We start from the raw sequence: 23591 nt of genomic DNA, 5'->3' as shown, positions 1-23591 counted from the left end.
GCCGTCAGAGCGTCCGGGTCATGAAGGCGCTGTGCGGGTCGGGGCCGTAGCCCGCGAACGGACCGCAGGGCTCGAAGCCGAACTTCGCGTACAGCTTCCGCGCCTGCTCGAAGTGCTCGGTCGAGCCGGTCTCCAGGCTGAGCCGCTCGAGGCCCATCGCCTTGGCCTCCTCCAGCATGTGGGCGAGGAGCAGGCTCGCGATGCCGTCGCGCCGCCGCTCGTGGGCGGTGCGCATGGACTTGATCTCGCCGTGCCCGTCGTCGATGCGCTTGATCGCGCCGCAGCCGACGAGCTGGTCGCCGTCGTACACCGACCAGAACGTGACCTCGGGGACGCGCAGCGCGTCGAGGTCGAGCGCGTACACGCTCTCGGCGGGGGTGATGGCGTGCATCTCCCGCAGGTGTTCCTCCAGGAACGCGGCGATCTCCGGTCCGCGCAGGTCGTCGACCACGATCTTCATTTACTCTGCCTCCAGTAGTGCGCACGCGAAGAAGCCCGGTGCGGAGGCCTGCGCGAGGTAGAGCGCTCCTCGCTCCGGGCCGGACTTGTCGGTGTGGTCCATCAGGTTGATCAGCCAGTCCGCGTTACCGCAGTGACCGTACCGGGTCATCGGCCCCTGGAAGTGCAGGAGCTCGCGGGCCTGGCCGGCGGCCATCGCGTTGAAGCTCACGATGGGAGCGAACAGGCTCGAGGTGAAGATCTTCGTGACGTCTCCCGGCACCCGGCCCGCCTGGCGGAACGCCTGGTCCAGCGCGGCCCGGGCGACCGCCTGCCGGGACGCGAACGTGTCCTGCCCGACCATGCCGGAGAAGTCCGCGGCCAGCCCGGTCCCGGCGAGCGTGAGGCCGCCGTGGTCACGGCTGATCAGGCAGCCCGCCACGGCGTCCCCGAAGAGCGCGAAGGACTTCACCCGGTCGCGGTCGTCCGGGGTGAAGTCCAGCGCCACCAGCACGACGTTGCGCGCGCCTGCGCCGACCTCTGGGCCGGCCAGGCCCCAGGCGTACCGAAGGGCTTCGAGCGAGCTGCAGCACTGCTGGAGCGACACGATCGCGGGAACGCACGCGGTCAGCCCGGCGGCGCGCATGACCTCGACGGCGACGTCCCTGCCGAGCAGGCCGAGCACGGCGTCGGAGGTCGCGAGCACGAGCCGGTCCACCTCCCCCGCGCGGACGCCGTGCGTGCTCAGCACCTTCGCCACGCAGTCCACGACGTACGGGACGAGCGGCCCGGTCATCTTCCGGTAGGTGCCCGTCCCCATCGCGGCGAACGCGGTGTCCGGCGACACCGCGCGCCACAGGTCCTCGAACCCGGGGATGTCCTCAGGACGGCCTTCGGCGTCGCCGACCACGTACGCGAAGGACCCGATGCCGCCCACTCAGACCTCGGCCGGCGCGCTCGCGTCGATTTCCTCGATCACCGACAGGATGCCGTCGATGTCCTCGAGCATCGGCACCCATTCGGGACGCAACGCGATCCGTCCGTTCGCCTTCTCCTCGATGTAGCTGTTGACGAGGATGAGGATGTTCAGCGAGCTGATCCCGAGCTCGGCGCGCGACCTGCTCTGCGCGACCTCGTCGTAGGTGAGGTCCGGCGCCATGGGCTGCGTGCCGAGGAAGTCGACGAAGTTCCGCAGCCGGTCGTCGATGTCAGGCATCGGCGGCCACCCGCTTGAACGCGAAGCCGTTGAGGTTCTCGGTGTAGATGCGGTTGTAGCCGTACCTGTCCTCGCCGGAGACCAGGACGCAGCCGTGGTAGTCGAGGGCGATCTCGTCGCCGAACTCGACCAGCCTGTCCACGTTCTCGTACACCTTGGTCTGCGGGATCACGTACCTGGAGGCGTAGCCGAGGCGGGTCTGGTCGCTGACGTTGGGCAGGGACCCGTGGACACACTTCTCGACGAACAGGACGAACTGCCCTGGGCCCATCTCCATCTCGACGACGTCCTCCTTCTCCGGGTCCCAGTCGGGGTCGAGCTGGAGCTCGGAGTAGTCGTAGCCGAAGAAGTCGGTCTTGCGCTGCGGGCCCTTGGTGAGCCGCTTGTTCTCGTCGTAGAACCAGCGCTTCTGGCTGCCGCGGATGAAGCGCAGGCAGCCGTTCTCGCGCTGGGCCGGGGAGAAGGCGGTCCAGACGCTGACGTCCTGGAGGACCGCGTCGTCGTCGCGGTCGTACGCGAAGCTCAGCGACGGCGTGGCGGCGGTCGTGGTCTCGCCGACGATGTACTTCTCGACCTGGTGCCAGCCGGTGCCCGCGTCGCCCGGCTGCTTCTGGAAGATGTTGGACTTCCAGCAGATGATGTCCTCACCCAGGAGCGAGCGCAGCTTGTTCACGATCTCCGGCCGCGAGATGTGCTCGGAGAGCGTGTCGCAGTCCAGGTGCCGGTCATAGTTGATGACCGTCGAGTTGTGCGGCTTGTTCTTCGACAGCGCCATCTCGATCATGGCCTTGCTCCAGATCTTCTGAGCCTCGTCGGGCTCGTAGAGATCGAAGGGGCCGACGTAGCCGTTGTCCTTGAAGAACTGGACCTGCTCGGCGGTGAGGCCGTCGGTCAACGTGGTCATCTGCCTGTGCCCTTCTTGTCGAGGAGCCGTTTCGCGTTCTTCCCCATGAACAGGTCGCGATCGGCCTGGGTCATCTCAGCCGGGAAGGCTCCTTCGGCCGTGAGTCGTTCCACGAAGTTCGTCTGCTTGCCCTGCAGCCGGAAGATCGGCCAGTCGGTGCCGAACAGCACCTTGTGGTTGATGTTGCGGCGGAAGAACCGGTTGAGCCCGGCCACGCCGTCGGGGGCCTCGTAACCGCTGGCGTCGATGTAGACGTTCGGCCGGTTGTTGCAGAGCATCGCGCACTCGTCGGGGTAGTGGACGCTGCCGTGCGCGAGCACGAAGTCCACGCCGGGGAAGTCGCGCGCGGGCCGGTCCACGTAGATGGGCAGCGCGATCTCGAAGTCGAGCGCCGGGGAGGTCGCGCCGATGTGCGACAGCACCGGCAGCCGGTGCTGCGCGCAGATCTCGTAGTACGGGTAGAGCGCCTTGTCGTCGAGACGGTAGCCGCACGGCGGGTAGAGCTTCATGCCGTCGAAGCCGTACTCGACGACGGCCCGCTCGAAGAGCGCGATCCCGTCGGCCCCCCAGCGCGGGTCGACGCCGGCCAGGACGCGGAAGCGGCCGGGATGCCGATCGACGACCGCCTTGTGGTGATCGATGATCTCCTCGATGGAGTGCGTGCTGTCCTTCAGCGCGTACGTGAAATCCGGCAGCAGCAGGACGGCCTCGTCGATCCCCGCGTCGTCCATCTCCTTCACGAGCTGGTCGCACAGCGGGTCCTGGAGGGTCGCGTCGTGCATGCGGCGCAGCCGTTCCTTCGTGGCGGGCAGGCCGCGCGCCTGCATGGCCGCGGCCATGTTGTCGATGACCCCGTCGCGGAACGACGGCGGGAAGCACATCTCGGCCGCGACGTGGCAGTGGAAGTCGATGATCGTCATGGGTTCGCTCCCAGGCAGATGCCGACGATGTCGTGCACGTACTCGGCCTCGATGAACTCCCCCATGCGGCTCATGGCGTCGATGCCGGTCTGCTCCTCGAGGACGAACACGATGCTCATGAGCCCGATCGAGTCGATGCCGAGGTCGTTCCTGAGGCTCATGGACGGCGCCACGTCCCTGCCGGGCAGAACGCTGGCGATGATCTGGCAGAGCGCGTCCTCGGTCACCTGTCGCCACTCCCCCAGACGGCGCGCGCGACCGCGCCACGGTCGATCTTGAAGTTCCGGGTCAGCAGACCGCTCTCCACGGTGAGCTCCTCCGCCGGGCGGACGAGAGTCGTCGCGATCCGGTGCGACGGCTCGCGGCCCGCGTTCCTCCGCTTGATGTACGCCTCGATCTCGCGCGCACTGTCCGCGTCCTCGGTCCAGATGACGCAGGCGAGCAGCGCGGCGCCGTCCGGCAGGGCCACCATGGCGCGGACGCCGGGAAAGGCGCGTTCGACGTCGGCTTCCAGCTCGGCCGGGTTGATCTTCACCCCGCTGCGGGTGATGATCACGTTCTTCTTGCGGCCGGTGAGCCTCAGGAACCCGTCCTCGAGGACCCCGAGGTCGCCGGTGGCGATCCTGCCGTCGGGGAGGAAGACCGCGTCCTGCGTGTCGACGCCTTCGTACACGTATCCGACGACCTGGGGCCGTTCGGCGCGCACGACGACCTCGCCGTCGTCGCCGAGTTCGACGGTGATGCCGTCCACGGGCCGTCCTGCGCTGCCGACCCTGGCCTGGCCCGGCACGTTCATGGCGATCCAGCCGATCTCGGTGCTGCCGTAGAGCTCGTAGAGCGGCGCGCCGAGCTCCTGGAACAGGGTGACCATGGCCGGCGGCACCGGCGCGGACCCGGTGTACATGAGCCGCACCCGCGACCCGTACATCGACAGCCACCCGCGGCCCTTGTCCATGCGCTCGGCCGGGGCGGCGGCCATGACCCGGTTGTGGAGCAGCTCGAAGAAGGACGGCGGGCCGAGGATGATCGTGGGTTCCACGGTCTTGAAGGCCTGGAACATGATCTCCGGCGGGACGACGGTGGCCGCGCAGCCCGTCCAGATCGCGAGGTAGGTGAGGTAGCGCTGCTGGAAGTTCGAGTACGGCATCACGATCGCGATGTCGTCGTCCGGCGTGACCTGCCACGCTCGGGCCGACAGCTCGACGGTGTTGGCGATGCCGTCGTCGGTGAGCAGCAGGCCCTTCTGCGTCCCCGCGGTGCCCGAGGAGAACGCGATCGTGCGCACGCCGGGCGGCAGCGCCGGAGCGTCGGCGTGCCGTACCGGGTCGAGCTTGACCGGCCGGTCGGAGAGGACCGCGGTGGCCGCGGGCAGGCCGGCCTCGCCCGGGAGCGCCCGGGTCACCAGCAGCGCGGCCAGCCGGTACGTGCCGACGAGCGCGCCGATCTCCGCGGGATCGTGACGGTTCTCCGCGGGGATGGCGACGGGGACGCAGCCGAGGGCGAGCAGCGCGAGGTCGGCGAGGATCCACTCGTAGGAGTTGGGGCCGAGCACGCCGACGAGGTCGCCCGCGCCGAGGCCGCTGTCGCGCAACTCGGCCATCAGCCGGCGGGCGTCGTCGTGGATCTCGGCGTACGTCTTGACCAGCGTGCTCCCGTCGCGCGACAGGAACCGCATCCGCTGCCCGGGGTGCTCGGCGAGCCTGTCCACCAAGGAGTCAACGAACATGGAGGTGTTCCTGGACGTACTCGACGGACCGCATGGGCCTGCGGCGTAACTCCTCGACCAGCGGCTCGAGGGGCCCGAGGTCGGCCGGGCCGTACGCGGCGTGGAGGGCGAGCGCGGGGCCGGGGTCCGGCAACAACAGGGTCTCGGCGAGGACGCGGGCCAGCGACCGCAGCCCGGCGAGCACCGCGTCCGGCTCACCGGCGAGGGCGGGGCCGTCGAGCGCGAGCGCGCCGAGCTTCGCGAGGTAGGACAGCTGGAGGAACAAGCCGTCGCTGTCGGGGAACGTGCCGAGCCCGCGATCCACGTAACGCAGGCACTCGGCCAGGTAGTACGCGATGACGTCGGCCTGGTCCAGCCCGAGCGGCCCGGCCCACACCTCGGCGAGGACGAGGATGCCGAACACGTCGGCGGCCGTCTCCTGGAGCACCCCCACGACCCACGGGTCGGCGGTCCACAGCGGGGTGAAGTCCGTGGCGGGCCGGTGCACGAAGTGCCCGAACTCGTGGCTGAGCACCCCGAGCGTCGGAATCCCCGCGAACCGCTCGGCCGCCGGGTCGAACCCGTTCCCCACCCGCGCGTACCGGGCGGAGAGCGGCCCGGACACCGTGTCGAGGACGGCCCGGTGGGTGTTGCGGAAGTAGTAGGTCTTCTTGTACGGCGACTCGTCGACCCCTTCGTCCTCCGGCAGGAAGTACGCGATGTGCTTGGGGTGCAGGTTGCCCTCCCCGGCCATGAAGAACAGCCGGGTCGCGCCGAACGCCGGCAGGTCGCCGAGCCGGAGGTCCGCCATGAGCGTGCGCAGGTACGGCTCGACCTGGTGCCGCTCGGCGAGCGCGGCGGCCACGAACTCCTGCCCCACGTCGTCGCGGCGGCAGGCGAACGCCGTGGGCAGCCCGCCGGGGTCCTTGCCCGACCAGGTGCCGAGATGGCCCGCGACGAGCGTCACGTCCTCCCGCAGCTCCGCCAGCTCGCACAGGGCCTCGGCCGGGTAGCCGTGCTCGACGGCGTCGGCGCGCAGCGCGAGCGCGCGCCGGTCGGCGTCGCCGGGCAGGTGCTTGGCGATGTCACGCATGGCGGAGGCGACCAGCGCCGGGGCGTGGAAGCGCCGTCTTTCCCGCGCGTCCTCGGGCGGCCCCGCCGCCTCCTTGACCCGCTGCCAGTCGGCGTCGACGGCCGCCTTCAGCGCGGCCAGCCCGGCGAGGAAGCCGTCACCGAGGTCCGGGGTCTCGGCCGCGAGGTCGAGGCAGGCCAGCTGGTAGCCGTCGGACGGCGGCCAGAAGGCGCTGCGCCAGTCACGGAAGGTTCCGGCGGCGGCCAGATTGCGTGCGTAGTCGAACCTCATGCGTTCTCCAGGAAATCGGCGATAACGAGCGCTGCGCCTTTTTCGCCGATCATCATGCTCGCGGCGTTCGTGTTGCCGGAGACCATGGTCGGCATCACCGAGGCGTCGATCACGCGCAGCCCGGACAGGCCGTGGACGCGCAGCCGGTGGTCGACGACCGACATCGGGTCGGCGCCCATCCGGCACGTCCCCACCGGGTGATAGGACGTGTCGCCGTTCTCCCGCGCGTAGGCGACCAGCTCGTCGTCGGTCCGGACGTCCTTGCCCGGGATCAGCTCGAACTCGCGGTACGCGTCGAGCGCGGGATCCTCGACGACGCGGCGCGCGATGCGCATCCCGGCGACCAGCCGCGCGCGGTCGGCCTCGGCGGCGAGGAAGCGCGGCCGGATCGCGGGCGGGGCCATCGGGTCGGCGGAGCGGATGTGGATGGACCCGGCCGACTCGGGCCGCAGCGGATAGACGCCGACGGTCATCCCGGGAGCCGTGTCCAGCCGCCGGGTCGCCCCCGCGCCGTAGCTGGCCGGAGCGAAGTGGAACTGGAGGTCCGGCCGCTGCTCGGCCTCGGACGAGCGGACGAACCCGTGGCCGAGCGCGATGGGCAGGCTGAGCAGCCCCCGGCGGCGCGTCACGTACGTGGCGACCTCGCGGGCCAGGCGCAGGCCGCGCGAGCGCTCGTTGAACGTGATGGGACGGCGGACCCGCCAGCGCAGCCGGGTCGCGTAGTGATCGCGGAAGTTCTCGCCGACGCCGGGCAGATGGTGCACGACCGGGACCCCGGCCGCGGCGAGCACGTCGGCGGAGCCGATCCCCGACAGTTCGAGCAGTTGCGGCGACTGGACGGTCCCCGCGCTGAGGATCACCTCGCGCCGGCAGCCGGCCTGCCGCGCCCGGCCCTGGTGGCGAAAGCTGACGCCGACGCAGCGCGTTCCCTCGAACCGCAGCCCGGTGACATGCGCCTCGGTGAGCACCATGAGGTTGGGCCGCCGCAACGCACGGCGGAGATACGTCCCCGCGGCCGACGAGCGGCGGCCGCGGTCGTGGTTGACCTGGTAGTAGCCGAAGCCCTCCTGGTCACCGGAGTTGTAGTCGGGGTTCTCCCGGTATCCGGCTTTCTGCGCGGCCACCAGGAACGCGTCGCACAGCTCGTCACGCTCGCGCGGCAGGCCGACGCTGATCAGCCCGTCGCTCCCCCGGCTCGGCCCGCCGACCCCCGCGCTCTCCAGGCTCCTGAAGTACGGCAGGACACCGGCCCACGACCAGCCGGGGTTGCCGAGCCGCTCCCACTCGTCGTAGTCCTCGCGCTGGCCGCGGACGAAGATCATGCCGTTGATCTGGTTGGATCCGCCGAGCAGGCGCCCCCGGGGGATGCGCAGGGTCCGGCCGCCGATCGTCGGGTCGGCGTCGGTCTCGAAGCACCAGTCGTACCTGGGGTTGCCCATGAGGATGGTCTCGGCGGCCGGGATCGACAGCAGCGGGCTGCGCCGCCGCGACCCCGACTCCAGCAGGAGCACCCGCGTGCCGGGGTCCTCGGACAAGCGCGACGCGAGCACGCACCCCGCCGCGCCCGCCCCCACGATGATGTAGTCCGCCCGCATCTAACCGGCCGCCGCGAGGGTGGTCCGGTGCATCAGGCGCCGGTGCTTGACGTGGTCGTAGGAGGTGGCCCGGTGCATGGCGCTGCGGTTGTCCCACAGGACGATGTCGCCGGCCTGCCACCGGTGGCGGTAGGTGAACCGCGGCATCGTGGCGAACTCCTGCAAAAACGTGATGAGCGGCCGGCTCTCGTCCTCGGACATCCCCTCGATCCGCCACGGCACGTTGCCGCCGACGTACAGGGCCTTGCGTCCGCTCACGTCGTGCACCTTCACGATCGGGTGCGCGACGTCCGCCCACTCCTCGCGTTCCTTCGCGGTGGGCGGCGGCCGGTCCGGGTAGTTGTAGGGCCGTGACCGGACCCGGCTGATGACGACCCTGAGATCGGCGATCCGGTCCTTGACCTGGTCCGGGAGCGCTTCGTAGGCGGCGTACATGTTGCCGTACCAGGTGTCCCCGCCGACCGGCGGCACCTCGCGCGCGTACAGCATCGACCCCGCCGGCGGGGCGGTCAGGTACGCGCCGTCGCTGTGCCACACCCGGCCGCTGTACGCCGAGCCGATCGGCTTGCCGTCGCGGGTCAGATTCGACAGGACGAGGATCTCGGGATGGTCGTCGGCGTTGAACTGGGACCGGGTGTACGTGACCACCTGACCGAACCTGCGGCTGAACTCCACCTGTTCGGCCGGGGTCATTTCCTGACCCCTGATCAGCAAAATGGTGGTGTCGATCCAGGCGCGATAGATGCGCTCGAAATCATGGTCGGAAATATAACCGGTGACATCGATCCCGCGGACTTCGGTGCCAATACCCGCCGTGATGGGAATCAACTCAAGCACGGCGGGAGCATACGACCCGACCGTCGCGCGGCGCAAGGACGCGGGAAACTTTCATTTTCCATAATCGGCCCGGCGGGCGACCCTGGTAAGTGTCGTGACAAAATCCACGCACCGGCACCGACCAGCGAGTTTACATGTTACAAACTTCTCACACCCAACGAATGAGCGCGCGCCGGCCTTTGCTCCGGCCGGAATTGGACAGGGGCCTTTGCCCGCCGTCGGCCGCGTGTTACGCTCCTGCCGCTCGTCCGACGACCGGAAACTCAACGGCGAGAAATCCGCCCCGCCGGCACGGCTTCGACACCGTCAACCCAGGGAGGGAAAGGGTGCCGCAATCCAGACCGGAGCTGGCGCGCATTCACGACTATTACTGCCTGCCTCGCTCCGTCGGCTCCGCCTCGCAGAGCATCTATGACATTTGGGAGAGCGGTGGCGCCTTCAACGACTCCATCACCCCGTCGACCTACGTCCCCGAATACCGTGCGCACATCGTCCTCAAGATCCTGATGCTGACCGCGCCCGGGGCGGCGGTGCTGTCGCTCGGCTGCGGCAACGGCTTCGTCGAAGGCGACCTCGTCGCGCACGACCGCGACGTGCGCGCCATCGACTGCAACGCCGAAGCCGTCGAGCTGACCAGGAAGAAGGGGGTCGACGCTCGCACCGTCGACTACTTCGACCTGCGTCCCGCCGACGCCGCCGACGTCTCGGCCGTCTACGCCGACGGCCTGCTGGGCCACCTCTTCGACGCGGCCGGCGAACTCGCCCCCGCCCTCGGCAAACTGCGCGACCTGGACCTGCGGCCGGGAACGTACCTGGTCCTGTCCAACGACGCGCCCCGCGACGCCAAGGCCGACTTCGCGCCGCACCAGCACGTGGACGGGTTCTGGTTCATCGCGAAGGACTATCTGCACAAGAGCCTGATTTCTTTCGGGTTCGAGCCGGTGGAAAGCTATTATTTCCCGTATTTGCGGCCCGTGAGCGGAATACGCAACCGCACGATCTGCGTCGCGCTCGTACCCTGACGATCGGATCCCGCCTTGCCAATGTCGGCTGAATTCGCCGAGCGACTGCTGCCGCTGCTCCCCGATCTTGTCGCGGATTACGGCACGCCATTCCACCTCTACGACGCGCGCGGCATCGTGGCCACCCACGAGGCGATGACGCGCGCATTCGGCGACACCTCGTACCGGCAATATTTTGCGGTGAAGGCGTTGCCGAACCCGAATATCCTGGCGTTGCTGCGCGCCGCCGGAAGTGGTTTCGACTGCTCGTCGGCGGTGGAAGTGCGCCTTGCCGGGGCGGCCGGCGCGCAGGCCGGCGACATCGTGTTCACCTCCAACAACACCGCGCTGTCCGAATATCGCACGGCCCGCGCCGCGGGAGCGCTGATAACGTTCGACGACAGGTCGTTCGCGGAAAAGGTCGATGAACTTCCCGAGACCGTCGCCTTTCGCATCTCCCCCACCGGCCTGGCCGCCGGTTGCGCGCTCATGGGCAACGCGGCGCACAGCAAGTTCGGCGTGCCCGTGCACGAGCTCGCGGACGCGTACGCGGACGCCGTCGCCCGTGGCGCGCGACGGTTCGGCATCCACGGCATGACCTGCGCCAACGAGCTCGACACCGGCCGCGCCGCGCGGGCGGCCACCGACGTCATCCGGCACGGCGCGCGGCTCGCCGACGCCGTCGGGATCGAGCTCGACTACGTGAACGTCGGCGGCGGGCTCGGCATCCCGTACCACGAGGACGACAAACCCATCGACTTCGGGGCGTACGCGGACGAGATCCTCGCCGCCCGGGAGGAGTTCTTCGGCCCCGGCGGGCCGCGCATCCTCACCGAGATCGGCCGGTACGTGACCGGCCCGCACGGCGTCCTCGTCACCCGTGTCATCAACCGCTGCCGCAAGGGCCACGAGCTCGTCGGCCTGGACGCCTCGATGTCGTCACTGATGCGGCCCGCCATGTACGGCGCGTACCACCACATCTCCCTCCCCTACGCCGAAGGCAGGGAGATCGGCAGGTTCGACGTCGTCGGCGCGCTCTGCGAGAACCTGGACAAGTTCGCCGTCGACCGCGAGCTGCCCGAGCCACGCGACGGCGACATCGCGCTCATCCACGACACCGGAGCCCACGGCCACTCCATGGGCTTCACCTACAACGGCCGCCTGCGTCCCGCCGAGCTGATGCTCACCGACGGCGGCGACGTGGTGGAGATCCGGCGGGCCGAGACCTATGACGACTACATCGCGACCGTCCGCTGGGGAGCGTGACCTTGAACAGGAGCTTGGTCGAGACCGCCTTCGAGCGGCGGGAGTCGTTGTCCGCGGACGAGCTGGCGGCCCTCGCGCCGCACGTCACCGCCGGGCTCGCGGCCCTCGACCGTGGAGAGCTGCGCGCGGCACGGCCGGAGGGGCCGGAGGGGCCGGAGGGGCCGGAGTGGGTGGTCGACACGTTCGTGAAGAAGCTCATTCTGCTGTCGTTCCTGATCGGCCGGAACGAGGTCGGGTCCGGCGGCCCGCGACAGCCGAAGAGCTTCGACAAGATCGCGCTCAAGTTCGAGACCTGGGACGACGCCGTCTTCCGCGACGCGCGCCTGCGCGTGGTCCCCGGCGGGGTCGTCCGCCACGGCGCGTACGTGGCGCCCGGGGTCGTGCTGATGCCGTGTTTCGTCAACGTGGGCGCCTTCATCGGCCCGGGCACGATGATCGACACCTGGGCCACCGTCGGCTCCTGCGCGCAGATCGGTGCACGCTGCCACATCTCCGGCGGAGCCGGCATCGGCGGCGTGCTCGAACCCATCGGTGAGCAGCCCGTCATCGTCGAGGACGAGGTCTTCGTCGGCGCGCGCTCGGAAATCGCCGAGGGCGTGGTCGTACGGCGGGGCGCCGTGATCGGCATGGGGGTCTTCCTCGGGCGGTCCACCCCCATCGTCGACCGCGCCACGGGAAAGGTCACGTATGGCGAGGTCCCCGAGAACGCGGTCGTCGTCCCGGGCTCCCGCATCGACGCCAACAATCCCGATATATCGGTGTATGCGGCGATCATCGTCAAGCACGCCGACGACCGCACCCGCGGCAAGACGGCCCTGAACGACCTCGTCCGCGACTGAGCCCCTTCATCGATGCCGTCAACCTCATCGCCGAGCGCCTTCGACCGGCTGCGCGCGCTCCTGGCGGGGATTCCCGCACCCGCCGGCGTCACCCCGATCCCCCTCCACCTCGGGGAGGCTCGCCTCGTCACGCCGCCGGTGGACGGCCGGCTCCTGGCTGACGTGGCCGGCTGGACGCGGTATCCCCCGCTCGGCGGCACCCCCGAGCTCCGCGCCGCCTACACGGGCTGGCTCGAACGCCGCTTCGGCACCCGCGTCGGCGCCGCCGTACGTGAAGGGTCGCTCGCGATCGAGCCGTCCCCCGGCACGAAGCAGGCCGTCGCGGCCGCCATCGCCCTCGCCGTCTCCGGCAGGGTCCGCTCGCCCGCTCCGGCGGTCGTCCTGCCCAATCCGTTCTATCCCACGTACCACGCGGCGGTGTCGGCGGCGGGCGGCCGGGCGATCTTCTACGGCCACGCGTCGGAGGTCGCCGCCGCCGTGGCCGCTCGGCGGGACGTCGCCGCGGTCGTCGTCTGTTCACCGGGCAACCCGCGCGGCGAGACGCACACCCCCGGCACGGTACGCGCGATCAGCGCGGCGACGCGGGCGGCCGGTGCGCTGCTCGTCGTCGACGAGTGCTACATCGACCTCGTCCACGGCGCGTCCGCGGGCGGCGGATTCCTGACGTCCGGCACGGCGAGCGAAGCGGGCCGCTTCCTGGTGCTCCACAGCCTGTCCAAGCGGTCCGGGATGCCGGGCCTGCGGTCCGGGTTCGTGATCGGGGATCCGGGGAGCGTGGCGGCGTACGCGAACCACAACCGCACCTGCGGGGTCTCGCTCGCGGCACCGGTGTGCGCGGTGGCGGCGGGGCTGTGGGCGGATGACGCGCACGTCGCGCGCCTGCGGTCGGCTGTGAGCGCGAACTGGGACATCGCGGACGAATTGTTCGGCGATCTCGCCGGTTATCGGCGGGCCGAGGCGGGATTCTTCCTCTGGTTCCCCGTACCGGACGACGAGGAGGCGGCGCGCCTGCTGTGGCGGGAGGAAGCGGTGACGGCGATGCCGGGCCGCTACCTCGGCGCGGCCACCGACCGCGGGGCCAACCCCGGCGCGGGTCACCTGCGCATCGCGCTCGTCCACGCGCCGGACCGCACCCGCGAGGCGCTGACCCGCGTACGGCGGGTGCTCGCGGAGCTGAGACCTACTACTACTGCAGGGGAGCTGGCCAGATGAGCGGCGGCCTCATCGGATGGATCGACCTCGAACGCGACCTCATGGAACGGGCGGACGTCGTGAGCGCCATGACGGACACGATGAACGATCGCGGGCCTGACGGAGGCGCGGTCCACATCATCAGGCACGCGGCGCTGGGCCATCGCCGCCGCACGACCCCGGGCGCCGGTGAAGGGCGTCAACCGGCGCTGTTCGCCACGCGCGGCGGGCCCTCGCCGGACGACGGGGCCGTCGTGCTCGTGTACGACGGCGCGATCTACAACCTGGCCGCTCTCCGCCGGTCCCTCGGCCTGTCCCCCGTGGCCACCGACACCGATGTGCTGCTCCACGCCTACCTGACGCACGGCGCGGACTTCGTCGGCCGTCTCGTCGGCGCGTTCGCGATCGCGATCTGGGACGGGCGGGACCGGCGGTTGCTGCTGGCGCGGGACCACATGGGGCTGAAGCCGCTCTACTACCACCCTTATCCGGGCGGGATCCTGTTCGCCTCCCTCCCGAGGGGGATCATGGCGAACCCGCTGTTCACACCGCGTCTCGACCGGTCGCTGATGACGATCGCGCTGCAGCCGCGCCTCACGCTCGCCGGTGAGACGTTGCTCGTCGGGGTGCACGAGGTCAAACCCGCGCACGTCATCACGTACACCCCCGACCACGGGCCGGTTTCGCGCGCGTACTGGCGGCTGACGAGCGAGCCGCACGACCACACGCCCGCCGAGACCGCCGAACGCGTGCGGGAGCTGCTCCATGACGCCGTGGCGGGCCAGTTGCCCGCGTCGGGGCCGTGCGGCGCGATGCTGTCCGGCGGCGTGGACTCGACGTCGGTGGCGGCGCTGGCGGCGCGGCTGCTGCCGCACTCGCTCGATACGTACTGCGTCGAGTTCGACAGCGACAAGGCGCACTTCGCGCCGACCGAGCTGCGCCCGGACGTGGACGCGCCGTACGCCGCGGCGGCGGCCGAGTACATGGGCAGCAGGCACACCACGCTCACGGCGACGATGCCGGACCTGCTCGCCGCGATCCCGGCGACGCGCCGCGCGCGCGACCTTCCCGGGTGGGGGCAGTTCGACGCGTCGATGTATCTGCTGTTCCGGCGGATGCGGCAGGACACGACGGTGGCGCTGTCCGGCGAGGCGGCGGACGAGTTCTTCGGCGGGTATCCGTACCTCTTCAAGGCCGAACTGATCCGGCGCGACACCTTCCCGTGGCTCGGGGACGGGCCGAAACTCGCCGACTTCCTCGTGCCGGAGCTCGCGCGGGACGGTGACGAGAAGGCGCGCTACGCGCAACTCCTCGGCGAGGTGCCGCTCCTGCCGGGTGAGGCGGGGCTGGACGCGCGGATGCGGGAGGTGCTCTATCTCGGGATGGCGGGGCCGCTCGCCGTCGTGCTCGACCGCAAGGAGCGGATGAGCGCGGCGCAGGGGCTTCACGTGCGGCTGCCGTTCTGCGACCACCGGCTCGTCCAGTACGTCTGGAACGTCCCCTGGTCGATGAAGTGCTCGGGCGGGTTGAAGAGCCTGCTCAAGGACGCGATGGCCGACATCCTCCCGCCGACGACGCTGACCCGGGAGAAGAGCGCGTACCCGCACGTCCAGAACCCGGCCCACGATCAGGCGCTGGTACGCGAGGCGACGTGGATCGTGAACGCGAGCGAGTCGCCGCTGCGCGCCATGTTCGACGCGCCGCGGCTCAACGACCTGCTGAAACGGATCGGCGCCGACGAGCTGCGCGCGCAACTGCCGGGCGGGGCTAGCGCCGCGCAGCTGCTGGTGCAGCTCGTCGAGCTGAACGCGTGGGTGCGTGAGTATCGGGTGTCCCTGTCCTGAGGGCCCACATGGTCACCCGCCAGAGCGCCTCGAAGAGGACACCGGCGCTCATCTTGCTCGCCCCGCTCGTACGGTCGACGAAGGTGATCGGCACCTCCGCCACCGTGCACCCGTGACGTACGGCTCGCAGCGTGAGATCCACCTGGAAGCAGTACCCCCGTGACTCCACGCTTCCGAGGAGGATCTTCTCCAGCGCGGCGGCCCGGTAGACGCGGAACCCGCCGGTGGCGTCGGCGACGGGAAGCCGGAGCGCCAGCCGTACGTAACGGTTCGCGAGTCGAGAGAGGAGCTCCCGTCTGCGCGGCCAGTTCGCCACGCGGCCGCCGGCCACCCAGCGGGAGCCGATGACGAGGTCGGCCCGCTCGGCCGCGTCCAGCAGGGCGGGCAGCCGCTCGGGAGGGTGCGAGCCGTCGGCGTCGATCTCCACCAGCGCGTCGAAGCCCCGGTCGAGTCCCCAGCGGAAGCCCGCCAGGTACGCGGCGCCCAGCCCTTCCTTGCGTTCCCGGTGCAGGACGTGCACGCCGTCGAGTTCGGCCGCGAGCCTGTCCGCGATCAGGCCCGTCCCGTCGGGGCTGTTGTCGTCGACGACGAGAATGTGGGCGGCGGGTACGGCGGCGCGGATCCTGCCGACGATGCCGGGCAGGGTGTCTCGTTCGTTGTAGGTCGGCGTGATGACCAGGACGGTGTTCATGATCGCTCCTCAACTCGCGTGCCGGAAGTCGGGCCAGGCGGTCTTCCACGAGGTCCGCGGTCCTGAGCAGACCGTGACGGGCAGGCCCTGCTCCTCGTTCGCGACGCCGGTGCCGTGGTCGATGGCCCCGGCGGACTCGCAGCGCGTGAAGCGCAGCCGCAACCGCTCCGGCGGCAACCCCACGGCGACCACCGTCTGAGCCGTTTCCGGCGGTGGGCCTTGGAACCACAGCTCGTTGTGCCCGCTGTAGACGGGGATGTCCGGCGCGAACCGGTCCAGCGCGCCGGCTTCGCCGTAGTTCGCGGTGAGCACGACCGTTCCGGACGGCAGCGTTCGGTACACCCCGGCCACCTGGGCGGCGAAGCGCGGCCAGCCCACGGACTCCCTGGACACCTCGTTCGGCGAGGAGCCGAGCGCCGACAGCGGGAGCAGCGGCAGCGCCACGGCGATCCCGATGACCGAGGTGCCGAGCAGCCCCCACCACACCAGCCGACGCCGGGCGACCCGGCTCTCCGTCCACGCGGCGGCCGGCACGCAGCCGGCCACGAAGGCGAAGATCAGGCTCCCGGCGACATAGTCCGCCCGTCCTCCCGACGCCCAGCCGAGCAGGATCGTCACCAGGGACGCGATGGCCAGCGGCCGGGTCTCCGGCCGCCCGCGCAGCCAGAGCCACCCGGCGACGGCGATCGCGAAGGCTCCTATGCTGAGCAGCACCACCAGCATGGGCACGAACATGATCCGGTTCACGGATTCGCTGAGCGTGGCGGCCATGGTGAGCTGGGGCCAGCCGTTGGTGGCCTGGTAGAGCAGGTTCGGAGAGGCGATGAGCGCGGCCAGGAGCGCCCCGGACCAGAACCACCTGTCGCTGAAGACGGCACGCGGTCCCTTCACCGCCATGCCGACCGTGATGAGCAGCCCGGTGGCCAGCCCCGTGATCAGCAGGACGATGAGGTGCTTGTTGAACGTGGCGGCTCCCGCGACGGCGCCGGCCGCCAGCCACCATCGCCCGTCGCCGCGCAGCAGGGCACGCAGCACGCACAGGATGCAGGCCGTCCAGAACACGAAGTCGGCCGACTGGGTCAGCAGGGTGTGCCCGGCGAGCAGGGGGAACATCCCGGTGCCGAGGCCGGCGGCGGCGAGCGTCTGCGCGTTCGCGCGGCCGCCGAGCTCCCGCGTGATCGCGGCACCGAGGAGGATCAGCAGTCCCGCGCACAGTGCAGGGACGACCCGCAGGCCGACGATGGTGTCCCCGAACAGCCCCGTGGACAGCCGCGCGAGGAGCGGGGTCAGCGGGGGCTGGTCGAAGTACCCCCAGGCGGGAGTCTGGCCGAGCATGCGGAAGTAGAGCTCGTCGCGGTGGTAGCCGTACCACGGGCTCAGCATCAGCAACGTGACCACGACGACGCCCGCGATGGGACCGATGGTCCGCCAGGCGATCGCCGGGAGCGAGGGAGCGGTGTTCCGGAGTCGGGGGGCTTGAAGAAGCATGCCTCCACGGTTTCCGATGGCCCGCTGTCTGTCGTCTGGCCGGGAACAGAACCTGGGGTCAGACCCCAGGCATAGGCGGCGACTCCCCGGGGCGGACGACGCCGTGGTCGAACGCGAAGACGACCGCCGCGGCCCGGTCGCGCACCGCCAGCTTCGTGAAGATCCGGCCGATGTGGGTCTTGATCGTGCCCTCGCCGATCACGAGCCGGTGGGCGATCTCGGCGTTCGTGAGCCCCCGGCCGATGAGCTTGAGCACGTCGAGTTCGCGGGCGGTGAGGTCGCCGAGCCGCCGGACCGCGTCAGGGTCGGTCACCGGATCCGCGCGGTAGCGCCGCAGGACCCGCCCGCAGACGGCGGGGTCCAGCCAGCCGTCGCCCGCCGCCACCGCGCGTACGGCCCGCTGAATGTCCTCGGCCGGAGCGTCCTTGAGGCAGAACCCTGACGCGCCGGCCCGCAGAGCCGCCGCCAGAATGTTGTCCTCGCCGAACGTGGTCAGCACCAGGATGCGGGACGCCGGATCCGCGGCCAGCAGCGCGCGGGTGGCCTCGACGCCGTCCATGCGCGGCATGCGAATGTCCATGACCACGGCGTCGGGCCGGACGCGCGCGACCTCCGCCAGCGCGGCCTGGCCGTCGGCCGCCTCGCCGACCACGTCGAACCCGTACGGCTGGCGCAGGATCGTCCGCAGTCCTGCCCTGGCGAGCTCCTGGTCGTCGACGAGCACCACCGAGATCATGCGGGCAGCTCCGTCCGTACGACCCACCGGTCGTTCTCGACGCCGGCGGTGACGTGGCCGCCGACCATGCGCACCCTGTCGGCCATCGCGCGAAGTCCCATGCCGCCATTGTGCCGAGGTGGGCTGCCGGGCAGGGAATTGGTGACCGTGGCCCGTACGGCGCCTTCCTCCGATATGCGCAGCCGTACCTCGACGGAACTCCGCGGCGCGTGGCGGCTCGCGTTGGCCAGTGCCTCCTGCATCAGCCGGTAGAGCACCATCCCGGTCGTCGGGCTCACGGCCGTCAGCTCACCGTCGACGCTCGACTCGAGTTCCAGGCCCGCCGTCCGGTATTCCTCGAAGAGCTCGGGTAGCCGGGGCGCGGTGGGCTGGGGGGCGACCACGGCCGGGTCGGAGCCTTCTTCGGCGAGAACGCGGACCACCTTTCGCAGCTCCGCCATGCTCTGCCGGGCAAGGCGCTCGGCCTCGGCGATCCCCGCCGCCGCTTCCCCGGGATCGTGCTCGAGCGCCAGCCGCGCACCCCCCAGATGCAGCACCGTCACGGCGAGCGTGTGCGCGACGATGTCGTGCAGATCGGCGGCGAGCCGCTGCCGTTCTGCCAGGGCGGCGGCAGCGGCGGCGGTGCTCTCCGCGCGGTGCAGCCGCTCGCCCACCTCGATGCGGTAGCGCGCGGCCCAGCCGCTCCAGAAGACGAGCGTCACGGCGGCCAGCCAGTTGGGCCACCCGGGGTCCGGCGTGGTGAACGCCGCCGCGACCACCACGGCAAGCGAGGCGAGCCACATGGCGATGCCCGGCCAGAGCCGCAGGTTCAGCGCGACGAACGCGATGTAGATCACCAGGACGAACCAGCCGATGCTGTTGACCGCGAGCCCCGTGAGCGCCGCTATGGCCGCGGGGGCCAGGAGACCGGCCACCTCGGCGAGCCGGCCCGGCGCCGTACGCACGATGACGAGACAGAGAACGATGAGGGCGCCCCCTCCGGCGAACGGCCACCCGCAGCCGCAGCCACGCGTGATCGTCTGCGCCCACGACAGCCCGACCAGCAGCATCAGCAGCCCAAGGCCGGCCGGTAACAGCCAGCGGGGAGTCACCACCACCCGCCCATCGTAGGAACCGCCGGTTCCGCACGCATCCACCCGGAGTGGTACCCGCCATCTGCCCACGGTCAGAGGACAGAGGCCCCTGGCGAGCACGCCCGCGGGCGATCGGCAGTCGAGACTCCGGAACTCGCGGTCATCGGGTAAGGCCGTAATGCCGTGCCAGCCGTGGAAGGCGACGGACGAACTCTGCCTCGTCGCCGGGCACCGCGTGGTAGGTCAGGAAGGGAAACTTTCTGTGGACGCCTCGCGCGCGAACGGCATCGCCCAGGCTGTCCACTTCCAGACCGGTCGCCTGCCTGTAGGGATCGAAGGCGACGTATCGGCGTTCTTGTCAAAGGCGTTCGAGTTCTTCGGCGCGGCGCAGGTCCTTGGGGCGTCCCAGGGCGCGACGCATCAGGATGAGGTCGTCCCGGCGCAGGTAGCGCACCCGCAGACCGTCCGTGTCGACGGCGGTCAGTGCCCGGTCGAGCAAGGGACGTACCGGCAGTGTTCCCCACGGCAGGTCGGGCGTGCAGCAGTCGCCGCTCACCTGCGGGGAGTCGAACTGCACCTTGGGACGCAGGAACGCCTGCGGCCTGGGCGGGATGGGGCGATGTTCGTCGTCCAGCAACGTGCAGCCGGCGGCGGCGAAGGCGTGTGCCAGGGCGTCGGCCTGCTCCGGTGCTCCGTCCCACAGCAGGTCGAGGTCCCCGGTCAGCTCCGTTGAGCCGTGCAGGATCCCGGCGACCTGGCCGATCACCACGGCCCGTGCTCCGGCCGCGTCCAGAGCCCGCAGCAGCGGGAAGGGGTCGAAGCGCTGCGCGCTGTCGGTCGCGAGGCTGCCGGCGACGGGATCGGCGTCATCGTGGGTGCGACCGGTGGCGGGGCGGCTGCGGGTCAGTGCTCTGGTGCGGTCGACGGCCTCGTGCAGCAGCTCCAGCGGTCCACGGTTCACCGCTTCATCCAACACCACGCGTACGATCGTGATCAATCTCGGCGCCGACGGCTGTGCGCAAGCGCCGCCCATCGCAGCGGCGGCTCTCGGTACAGCGGCCCTGGTCGTGCTCGGTTTGCGACTGGCCACCCGCCGCGCCAACGGATGACGTCGGCGTCGAGCAGGTTCCACCGCTCGCGGGGCAGCACCACGGTTCCACGGTGCTGCCCCGCCTCGAGCAGGCCCTTCGCGGTCAGCACCTTGAGCGCTTCACGTAGTGCGGTCATGCTCAGATCCAGCTCCGCGCCGAGCGACGAGAGGTCGAGGACCGCGCCCTGGGGAAGAACTCCCGACACGATCCGCATACCGAGCTCGGTAACCGTGTGACCGTGCACGCCCCGCCCGTTGTAGCCGGCGAGAAGGTGCTCCGGCGGCCCGCTCCGCCCGTAGGCCACGGCCAGGGTCGCGATCTTTGGCCCGAGACGGTACCGGTGCGCGGAGTCGCGGGTGAGAAAGCCCTCCGCCGGCATCACTCGCCCGGGCCTGTCGTGGGCCGTTCACCCTGTCGCGCCGACGAGCTCCGAGATCGAGCTCGGCCGGCGGTCCCGGCCTTAGAGGGCCGGCGCGCCGGCCCGGGTCCGGATCACCGTTCCGCTGACCGGCTGTGGGTTGCGGATCAGGTTGAGGATGGGGCACACCCGCTCGACCTCGGCGTGCAGGTTCGCCAGCTCCTCGTCCGAGGCGGGCGAGTCGATCAGCACCTCATAGGTGAAGTTGTGCGGGTACACGGGAATGTCGCCGTCGCCCGGCTGCTGGGCCCTGGGGTCGTATTCGGCCTGTACGTCCACTTCCAGCGCGTCGATCGGCACCGCCAGCTCGGCCGCCTTGATCAGGAAGATGTGCGTGACGCAGCTGCCCAGAACGCCGGCCTGCAGCTCGGGCGAGGTAGGGCCGAGGTCGTAGCCGGCGAAGTCGGACCCGCTGTCGCTGATGATCTGGAAGTCCCTGATCCTGATGCGCCGGATCCCGCTGCGGCCTTCGGCGGTGACGTGGGCATGCAGCGGGACCGGCCCGGCGGCGGGTGCCTGCCGGCGGGCCAGCAGGGCGGTGCGTTTGTGTGACAGGTACTCGCGTAGGGTGCTCATGGTCTTTCTCGTCTGATTAGCGCTGGTCACGGGGCCGAGCGGGGTCGAGCGGGTGTCGAGCGGGTGTCGAGCGGGGTGTCGATGACGGCGCGCGGCGCCGGTTCGGTCCTGGTGGGATGTCGAACGGGACACCGCCGGATGGACCTGCTCGCGCGTCATCGGCCCCGCCCGTGCGGGGAGTCCCAGGCGGCGGGCAGCCCCTCGATCGTCTCCCTGAACGCCGGCCGCTGGTAGAGGTCGCGCGCGTACGGCCACAGGTGCTCGAAGTCGGTCAGCGTCCGCTCGCTGATGAGGTCGCCGCGGTTGTACTCGGAGTCGAACCTGGCCAGCGTCACCCACAGCCGCACGTCCGCCTCGGTGATCGTGTCGCCGGCCAGGAACCGCTGCCCGGACAGGCGCTCGTCCAGCCGCTCCAGGGCCGCGACGACGCGGTGGCGCTCGCTTTCGCGGTCTTCCTCGGTGGCGGCGCGGGCCACCCGGGAGACGCCGGCGTTGATGTCGTAGTAGATCCAGCCGTTGAGTTTGTTGATCTCCGGGCGGAGCGAGTCCGGGTAGAGGTCGACGGAGGTGTCGGCCCACTGCTCGAACTGGGTGGCCAGGTCGATGGTGATGTCGGGGAAGTTGTTGCTGACGATCCGGCCCGTCCGCCGGTCCCAGAGCACGGGGACCGAGATGTGGCCGCCGTACGCGTGCTCGGTGGCCTCGTAGGCCTGCTCCAGCAGGGTGAAGCCGTTGACCGGGTCGGGGCCGCGGCGCTCCCTGAACGCCCAGCCGCGGCCGTCGCGCTCGTCGTCGACGTACGACAGCGAGACCACGTCCTCCAGGCCCTTGAGCTTGCGGACGATGGCGGTGCGCTGGGCGTACGGGCAGACCCAGGCGGCGTAGAGGTGGTAGCGGCCGGGCTCGGCGAGGAATCCGCTGGAGCCGTCGGCGGTGACGCGGCCCTGGAAGGGATAGATCGGACGGTTCCAGTCCGGCGAGAGGTGCAGACGGCCGGGGCCGTAATGACCGTACGCGGCGTGGTCGACGGGACTTGCGTAGACCGGCGTCTGGGTGATGGACACGGGCTCTCCGGGTTTCAAGAGTTATTTCCTACTCGACTTATAGGGTACTTGATATCCCATACTTCTGGTAGGAAAATGGGGATACTTTGACGAGCGCCAGGAGGAACACGGTGTCCCTGCCTGATTTCCTGATCGCCGGTGTGCCCAAAGCAGGGACGACGGCCCTGCACAGCGCGCTGCAGCAGCACCCGGAGCTCTATCTGTCCACCGTCAAGGAGCCGAAGTTCTTCCTGACCGACGGCCCGCCGCCCGCCAGAGGCGGTCCCGGCGACGCCGCCACCTATCAGGAGCACGTCTGGCGGCGCGCGGACTACGAGGCGCTGTTCGCCGAGGCGCCCCCGGGCACTCTGACCGGCGAGTCCACGCCCTTCTATCTCTACGACCTGGCCGCCCAGCGGCGCATCCGCGCCGCCGTCCCCGGCGTCAGGCTCATCGTGACGCTGCGCGACCCGGTCGAGCGGGCCCACTCCAACTGGACGCATCTGTGGTCGGCCGGGCTGGAGCCGATCGGCGACCTGGTCCGCGCGTGCGAGGCCGAACAGCGGCGCATCGCCGACGGGTGGGGGCACTTCTGGCACTATGTCGGGCTAGGCCGGTACGGCGAACAGCTGGAGCAGCTGTTCGGCCTCTTCCCCCAGGACCAGGTGCTGATCTTCCGTTACCGGGACCTCGTCGACCGGCCCGCCGCCACGCTGGATCGGATCTGCGCCTTCCTCGGCGTACGCGAAGGGCTGCTCACCGAGGTTCCCCGCGAGAACGTGACGGCGCACCCGGCCGCAGGGGCCCGGCACCTCATGCTGTCCACGCTGCGCCGGCGCCTGCCCGCCGCCCTGACCGAGCCGGTCGAGGCCCTGCTTCAGCGCCGCGGCCCGGCCCGGCGGCCCCTGTCCTGGGAGCAGCGCAGGCGGCTCATCCCCTACTTCGCCGACGACATCCGGCTGCTCCAGCGCGTCACCGGCGAGGACTTCAGCGACTGGCTCCGCCCCCGCGAGCGCTCCGGCGGGCTGGTCGGCGCCCGGCCACCGGGCCAGCGGCAGTCACGTAACGGCCGCCGGTCCTGATCACCGCAGCTCGGTACGCAACTCGTGGGCGCCGTCCGGGCGGGTGAACTCGTAATACAGCCGGACCCCGCCACCCGGCAGGTCCACGAGCTCCAGATAACGCAGGCCCCGGCCGCGATGCGGCGACTCGGCCACGGGCTCCTCGCCCAGCGCGACCAAGGCGCCCGGGTCCGTACCGGCGGCGATGCCGGTGCGCTCCTCGTAGTTCTCCGCCGCACTCGCCCGCCCGTCGTAGAACGCCACCACGCGGTCGCCGTCGAAGCGCACCGCGCTG

Annotated in this window: 24 protein-coding genes and 1 pseudogene; 6 read left to right on the top strand and 19 right to left on the bottom strand. The window is 70.6% G+C overall.

Annotated elements, in window-relative coordinates:
- Nucleotides 1-4 precede the first annotated feature (4 nt).
- Genes ACWEPL_RS53240 through ACWEPL_RS53195 form a run of 10 tightly spaced genes read right to left on the bottom strand, consistent with a single transcriptional unit; the run spans nucleotide 5 to nucleotide 8978 of the window.
- Nucleotides 5-460, bottom strand: coding sequence for a GNAT family N-acetyltransferase (locus ACWEPL_RS53240; protein ID WP_452441005.1), 456 nt, complete (start codon nucleotides 458-460; stop codon nucleotides 5-7).
- Nucleotides 461-1375 (bottom strand): hypothetical protein, encoded by a 915-nt coding sequence (locus ACWEPL_RS53235; protein WP_452441003.1) that lies wholly within the window; start codon nucleotides 1373-1375, stop codon nucleotides 461-463. It lies immediately after the preceding gene.
- A complete protein-coding gene (locus ACWEPL_RS53230) occupies nucleotides 1376-1654 on the bottom strand; it encodes a hypothetical protein (RefSeq protein ID WP_350734068.1) in 279 nt (92 codons plus the stop codon). It abuts the gene before it with no gap.
- Nucleotides 1647-2558 carry a chlorinating enzyme gene (locus tag ACWEPL_RS53225; RefSeq protein ID WP_363971869.1) on the bottom strand — a complete coding sequence of 304 codons (912 nt, stop codon included), beginning with the start codon at nucleotides 2556-2558 and terminating at the stop codon, nucleotides 1647-1649. Before ACWEPL_RS53225 ends, ACWEPL_RS53230 begins: the two co-directional genes overlap by 8 nt.
- Nucleotides 2555-3478, bottom strand: coding sequence for an amidohydrolase family protein (locus ACWEPL_RS53220; protein WP_350734065.1), 924 nt, complete (start codon nucleotides 3476-3478; stop codon nucleotides 2555-2557). Before ACWEPL_RS53220 ends, ACWEPL_RS53225 begins: the two co-directional genes overlap by 4 nt.
- Nucleotides 3475-3705, bottom strand: coding sequence for an acyl carrier protein (locus ACWEPL_RS53215; protein ID WP_452441001.1), 231 nt, complete (start codon nucleotides 3703-3705; stop codon nucleotides 3475-3477). The genes ACWEPL_RS53220 and ACWEPL_RS53215 overlap by 4 nt, the downstream gene beginning before the upstream one ends.
- Nucleotides 3702-5204, bottom strand: a complete 1503-nt coding sequence (locus ACWEPL_RS53210) for an AMP-binding protein (protein WP_452441000.1) — start codon at nucleotides 5202-5204, stop codon at nucleotides 3702-3704. Before ACWEPL_RS53210 ends, ACWEPL_RS53215 begins: the two co-directional genes overlap by 4 nt.
- On the bottom strand, nucleotides 5194-6546 hold the full coding sequence (locus ACWEPL_RS53205) for a hypothetical protein (RefSeq protein ID WP_452440999.1): 1353 nt from the start codon (nucleotides 6544-6546) through the stop codon (nucleotides 5194-5196). The genes ACWEPL_RS53210 and ACWEPL_RS53205 overlap by 11 nt, the downstream gene beginning before the upstream one ends.
- Complete coding sequence (locus tag ACWEPL_RS53200; protein ID WP_452440998.1) at nucleotides 6543-8141, bottom strand: GMC family oxidoreductase; 1599 nt, start codon at nucleotides 8139-8141, stop codon at nucleotides 6543-6545. The genes ACWEPL_RS53205 and ACWEPL_RS53200 overlap by 4 nt, the downstream gene beginning before the upstream one ends.
- Nucleotides 8142-8978: a TauD/TfdA dioxygenase family protein gene (locus ACWEPL_RS53195; RefSeq protein ID WP_363971881.1), complete on the bottom strand. Its 837-nt coding sequence runs from the start codon at nucleotides 8976-8978 to the stop codon at nucleotides 8142-8144.
- A gap of 326 nt (nucleotides 8979-9304) precedes the next feature.
- Here ACWEPL_RS53195 and ACWEPL_RS53190 point away from each other — a divergent pair, with 326 nt between their 5' ends.
- From ACWEPL_RS53190 to asnB, 5 genes are read left to right on the top strand one after another with little or no spacing between them, the layout of a single operon-like run.
- Nucleotides 9305-10000 carry a class I SAM-dependent methyltransferase gene (locus ACWEPL_RS53190; protein WP_363971883.1) on the top strand — a complete coding sequence of 232 codons (696 nt, stop codon included), beginning with the start codon at nucleotides 9305-9307 and terminating at the stop codon, nucleotides 9998-10000.
- A gap of 21 nt (nucleotides 10001-10021) precedes the next feature.
- Nucleotides 10022-11245: a diaminopimelate decarboxylase gene (locus tag ACWEPL_RS53185; RefSeq protein WP_452440997.1), complete on the top strand. Its 1224-nt coding sequence runs from the start codon at nucleotides 10022-10024 to the stop codon at nucleotides 11243-11245.
- Between the two features lie 2 nt (nucleotides 11246-11247).
- On the top strand, nucleotides 11248-12084 hold the full coding sequence (locus tag ACWEPL_RS53180) for a 2,3,4,5-tetrahydropyridine-2,6-dicarboxylate N-succinyltransferase (RefSeq protein WP_452440996.1): 837 nt from the start codon (nucleotides 11248-11250) through the stop codon (nucleotides 12082-12084).
- Between the two features lie 12 nt (nucleotides 12085-12096).
- The gene (locus tag ACWEPL_RS53175; RefSeq protein ID WP_452440995.1) at nucleotides 12097-13296 is read left to right on the top strand and encodes an aminotransferase class I/II-fold pyridoxal phosphate-dependent enzyme; all 1200 of its coding nucleotides are present in this window, start codon (nucleotides 12097-12099) and stop codon (nucleotides 13294-13296) included.
- Complete coding sequence (gene asnB / locus ACWEPL_RS53170; RefSeq protein ID WP_452440994.1) at nucleotides 13293-15119, top strand: asparagine synthase (glutamine-hydrolyzing); 1827 nt, start codon at nucleotides 13293-13295, stop codon at nucleotides 15117-15119. Before ACWEPL_RS53175 ends, asnB begins: the two co-directional genes overlap by 4 nt.
- Here asnB and ACWEPL_RS53165 read toward each other — a convergent pair.
- From ACWEPL_RS53165 to ACWEPL_RS53130, 8 genes are all read right to left on the bottom strand, one after another.
- Nucleotides 15043-15810, bottom strand: a complete 768-nt coding sequence (locus tag ACWEPL_RS53165; RefSeq protein ID WP_452440993.1) for a polyprenol monophosphomannose synthase — start codon at nucleotides 15808-15810, stop codon at nucleotides 15043-15045. The two genes, asnB and ACWEPL_RS53165, sit on opposite strands and share 77 nt — an antisense overlap.
- A 9-nt stretch (nucleotides 15811-15819) precedes the next feature.
- A complete protein-coding gene (locus tag ACWEPL_RS53160; RefSeq protein ID WP_452440991.1) occupies nucleotides 15820-17298 on the bottom strand; it encodes an ArnT family glycosyltransferase in 1479 nt (492 codons plus the stop codon).
- Nucleotides 17299-17356: 58 nt separating this feature from the next.
- Nucleotides 17357-18034 (bottom strand): response regulator transcription factor, encoded by a 678-nt coding sequence (locus ACWEPL_RS53155; RefSeq protein WP_363971897.1) that lies wholly within the window; start codon nucleotides 18032-18034, stop codon nucleotides 17357-17359.
- A complete protein-coding gene (locus tag ACWEPL_RS53150) occupies nucleotides 18031-19131 on the bottom strand; it encodes a sensor histidine kinase (protein ID WP_452440990.1) in 1101 nt (366 codons plus the stop codon). The genes ACWEPL_RS53155 and ACWEPL_RS53150 overlap by 4 nt, the downstream gene beginning before the upstream one ends.
- Nucleotides 19132-19465: 334 nt before the next feature.
- Nucleotides 19466-20086 carry a hypothetical protein gene (locus ACWEPL_RS53145; RefSeq protein ID WP_452440989.1) on the bottom strand — a complete coding sequence of 207 codons (621 nt, stop codon included), beginning with the start codon at nucleotides 20084-20086 and terminating at the stop codon, nucleotides 19466-19468.
- Between the two features lie 14 nt (nucleotides 20087-20100).
- Nucleotides 20101-20577 carry a GntR family transcriptional regulator gene (locus tag ACWEPL_RS53140; RefSeq protein ID WP_452441018.1) on the bottom strand — a complete coding sequence of 159 codons (477 nt, stop codon included), beginning with the start codon at nucleotides 20575-20577 and terminating at the stop codon, nucleotides 20101-20103.
- An 81-nt stretch (nucleotides 20578-20658) separates the two neighbouring features.
- Nucleotides 20659-21192, bottom strand: a complete 534-nt coding sequence (locus ACWEPL_RS53135; RefSeq protein ID WP_452440988.1) for an OsmC family protein — start codon at nucleotides 21190-21192, stop codon at nucleotides 20659-20661.
- A 155-nt stretch (nucleotides 21193-21347) separates the two neighbouring features.
- On the bottom strand, nucleotides 21348-22256 hold the full coding sequence (locus ACWEPL_RS53130; protein WP_452440987.1) for a glutathione S-transferase C-terminal domain-containing protein: 909 nt from the start codon (nucleotides 22254-22256) through the stop codon (nucleotides 21348-21350).
- Between the two features lie 110 nt (nucleotides 22257-22366).
- Between ACWEPL_RS53130 and ACWEPL_RS53125 the strand changes: the two genes are divergently transcribed.
- Nucleotides 22367-23317 (top strand): sulfotransferase family protein, encoded by a 951-nt coding sequence (locus ACWEPL_RS53125; protein WP_452440986.1) that lies wholly within the window; start codon nucleotides 22367-22369, stop codon nucleotides 23315-23317.
- Here the strand turns inward: ACWEPL_RS53125 and ACWEPL_RS53120 are convergent.
- Nucleotides 23318-23591: pseudogene (locus ACWEPL_RS53120) on the bottom strand (hypothetical protein); the annotation flags it as partial.

The sequence above is a fragment of the Nonomuraea sp. NPDC004186 genome, assembly GCF_053603495.1.
The sequence above is the reverse complement of the archived record's forward strand: the minus strand, read 5'-3'. Positions and strand labels throughout refer to the sequence as shown.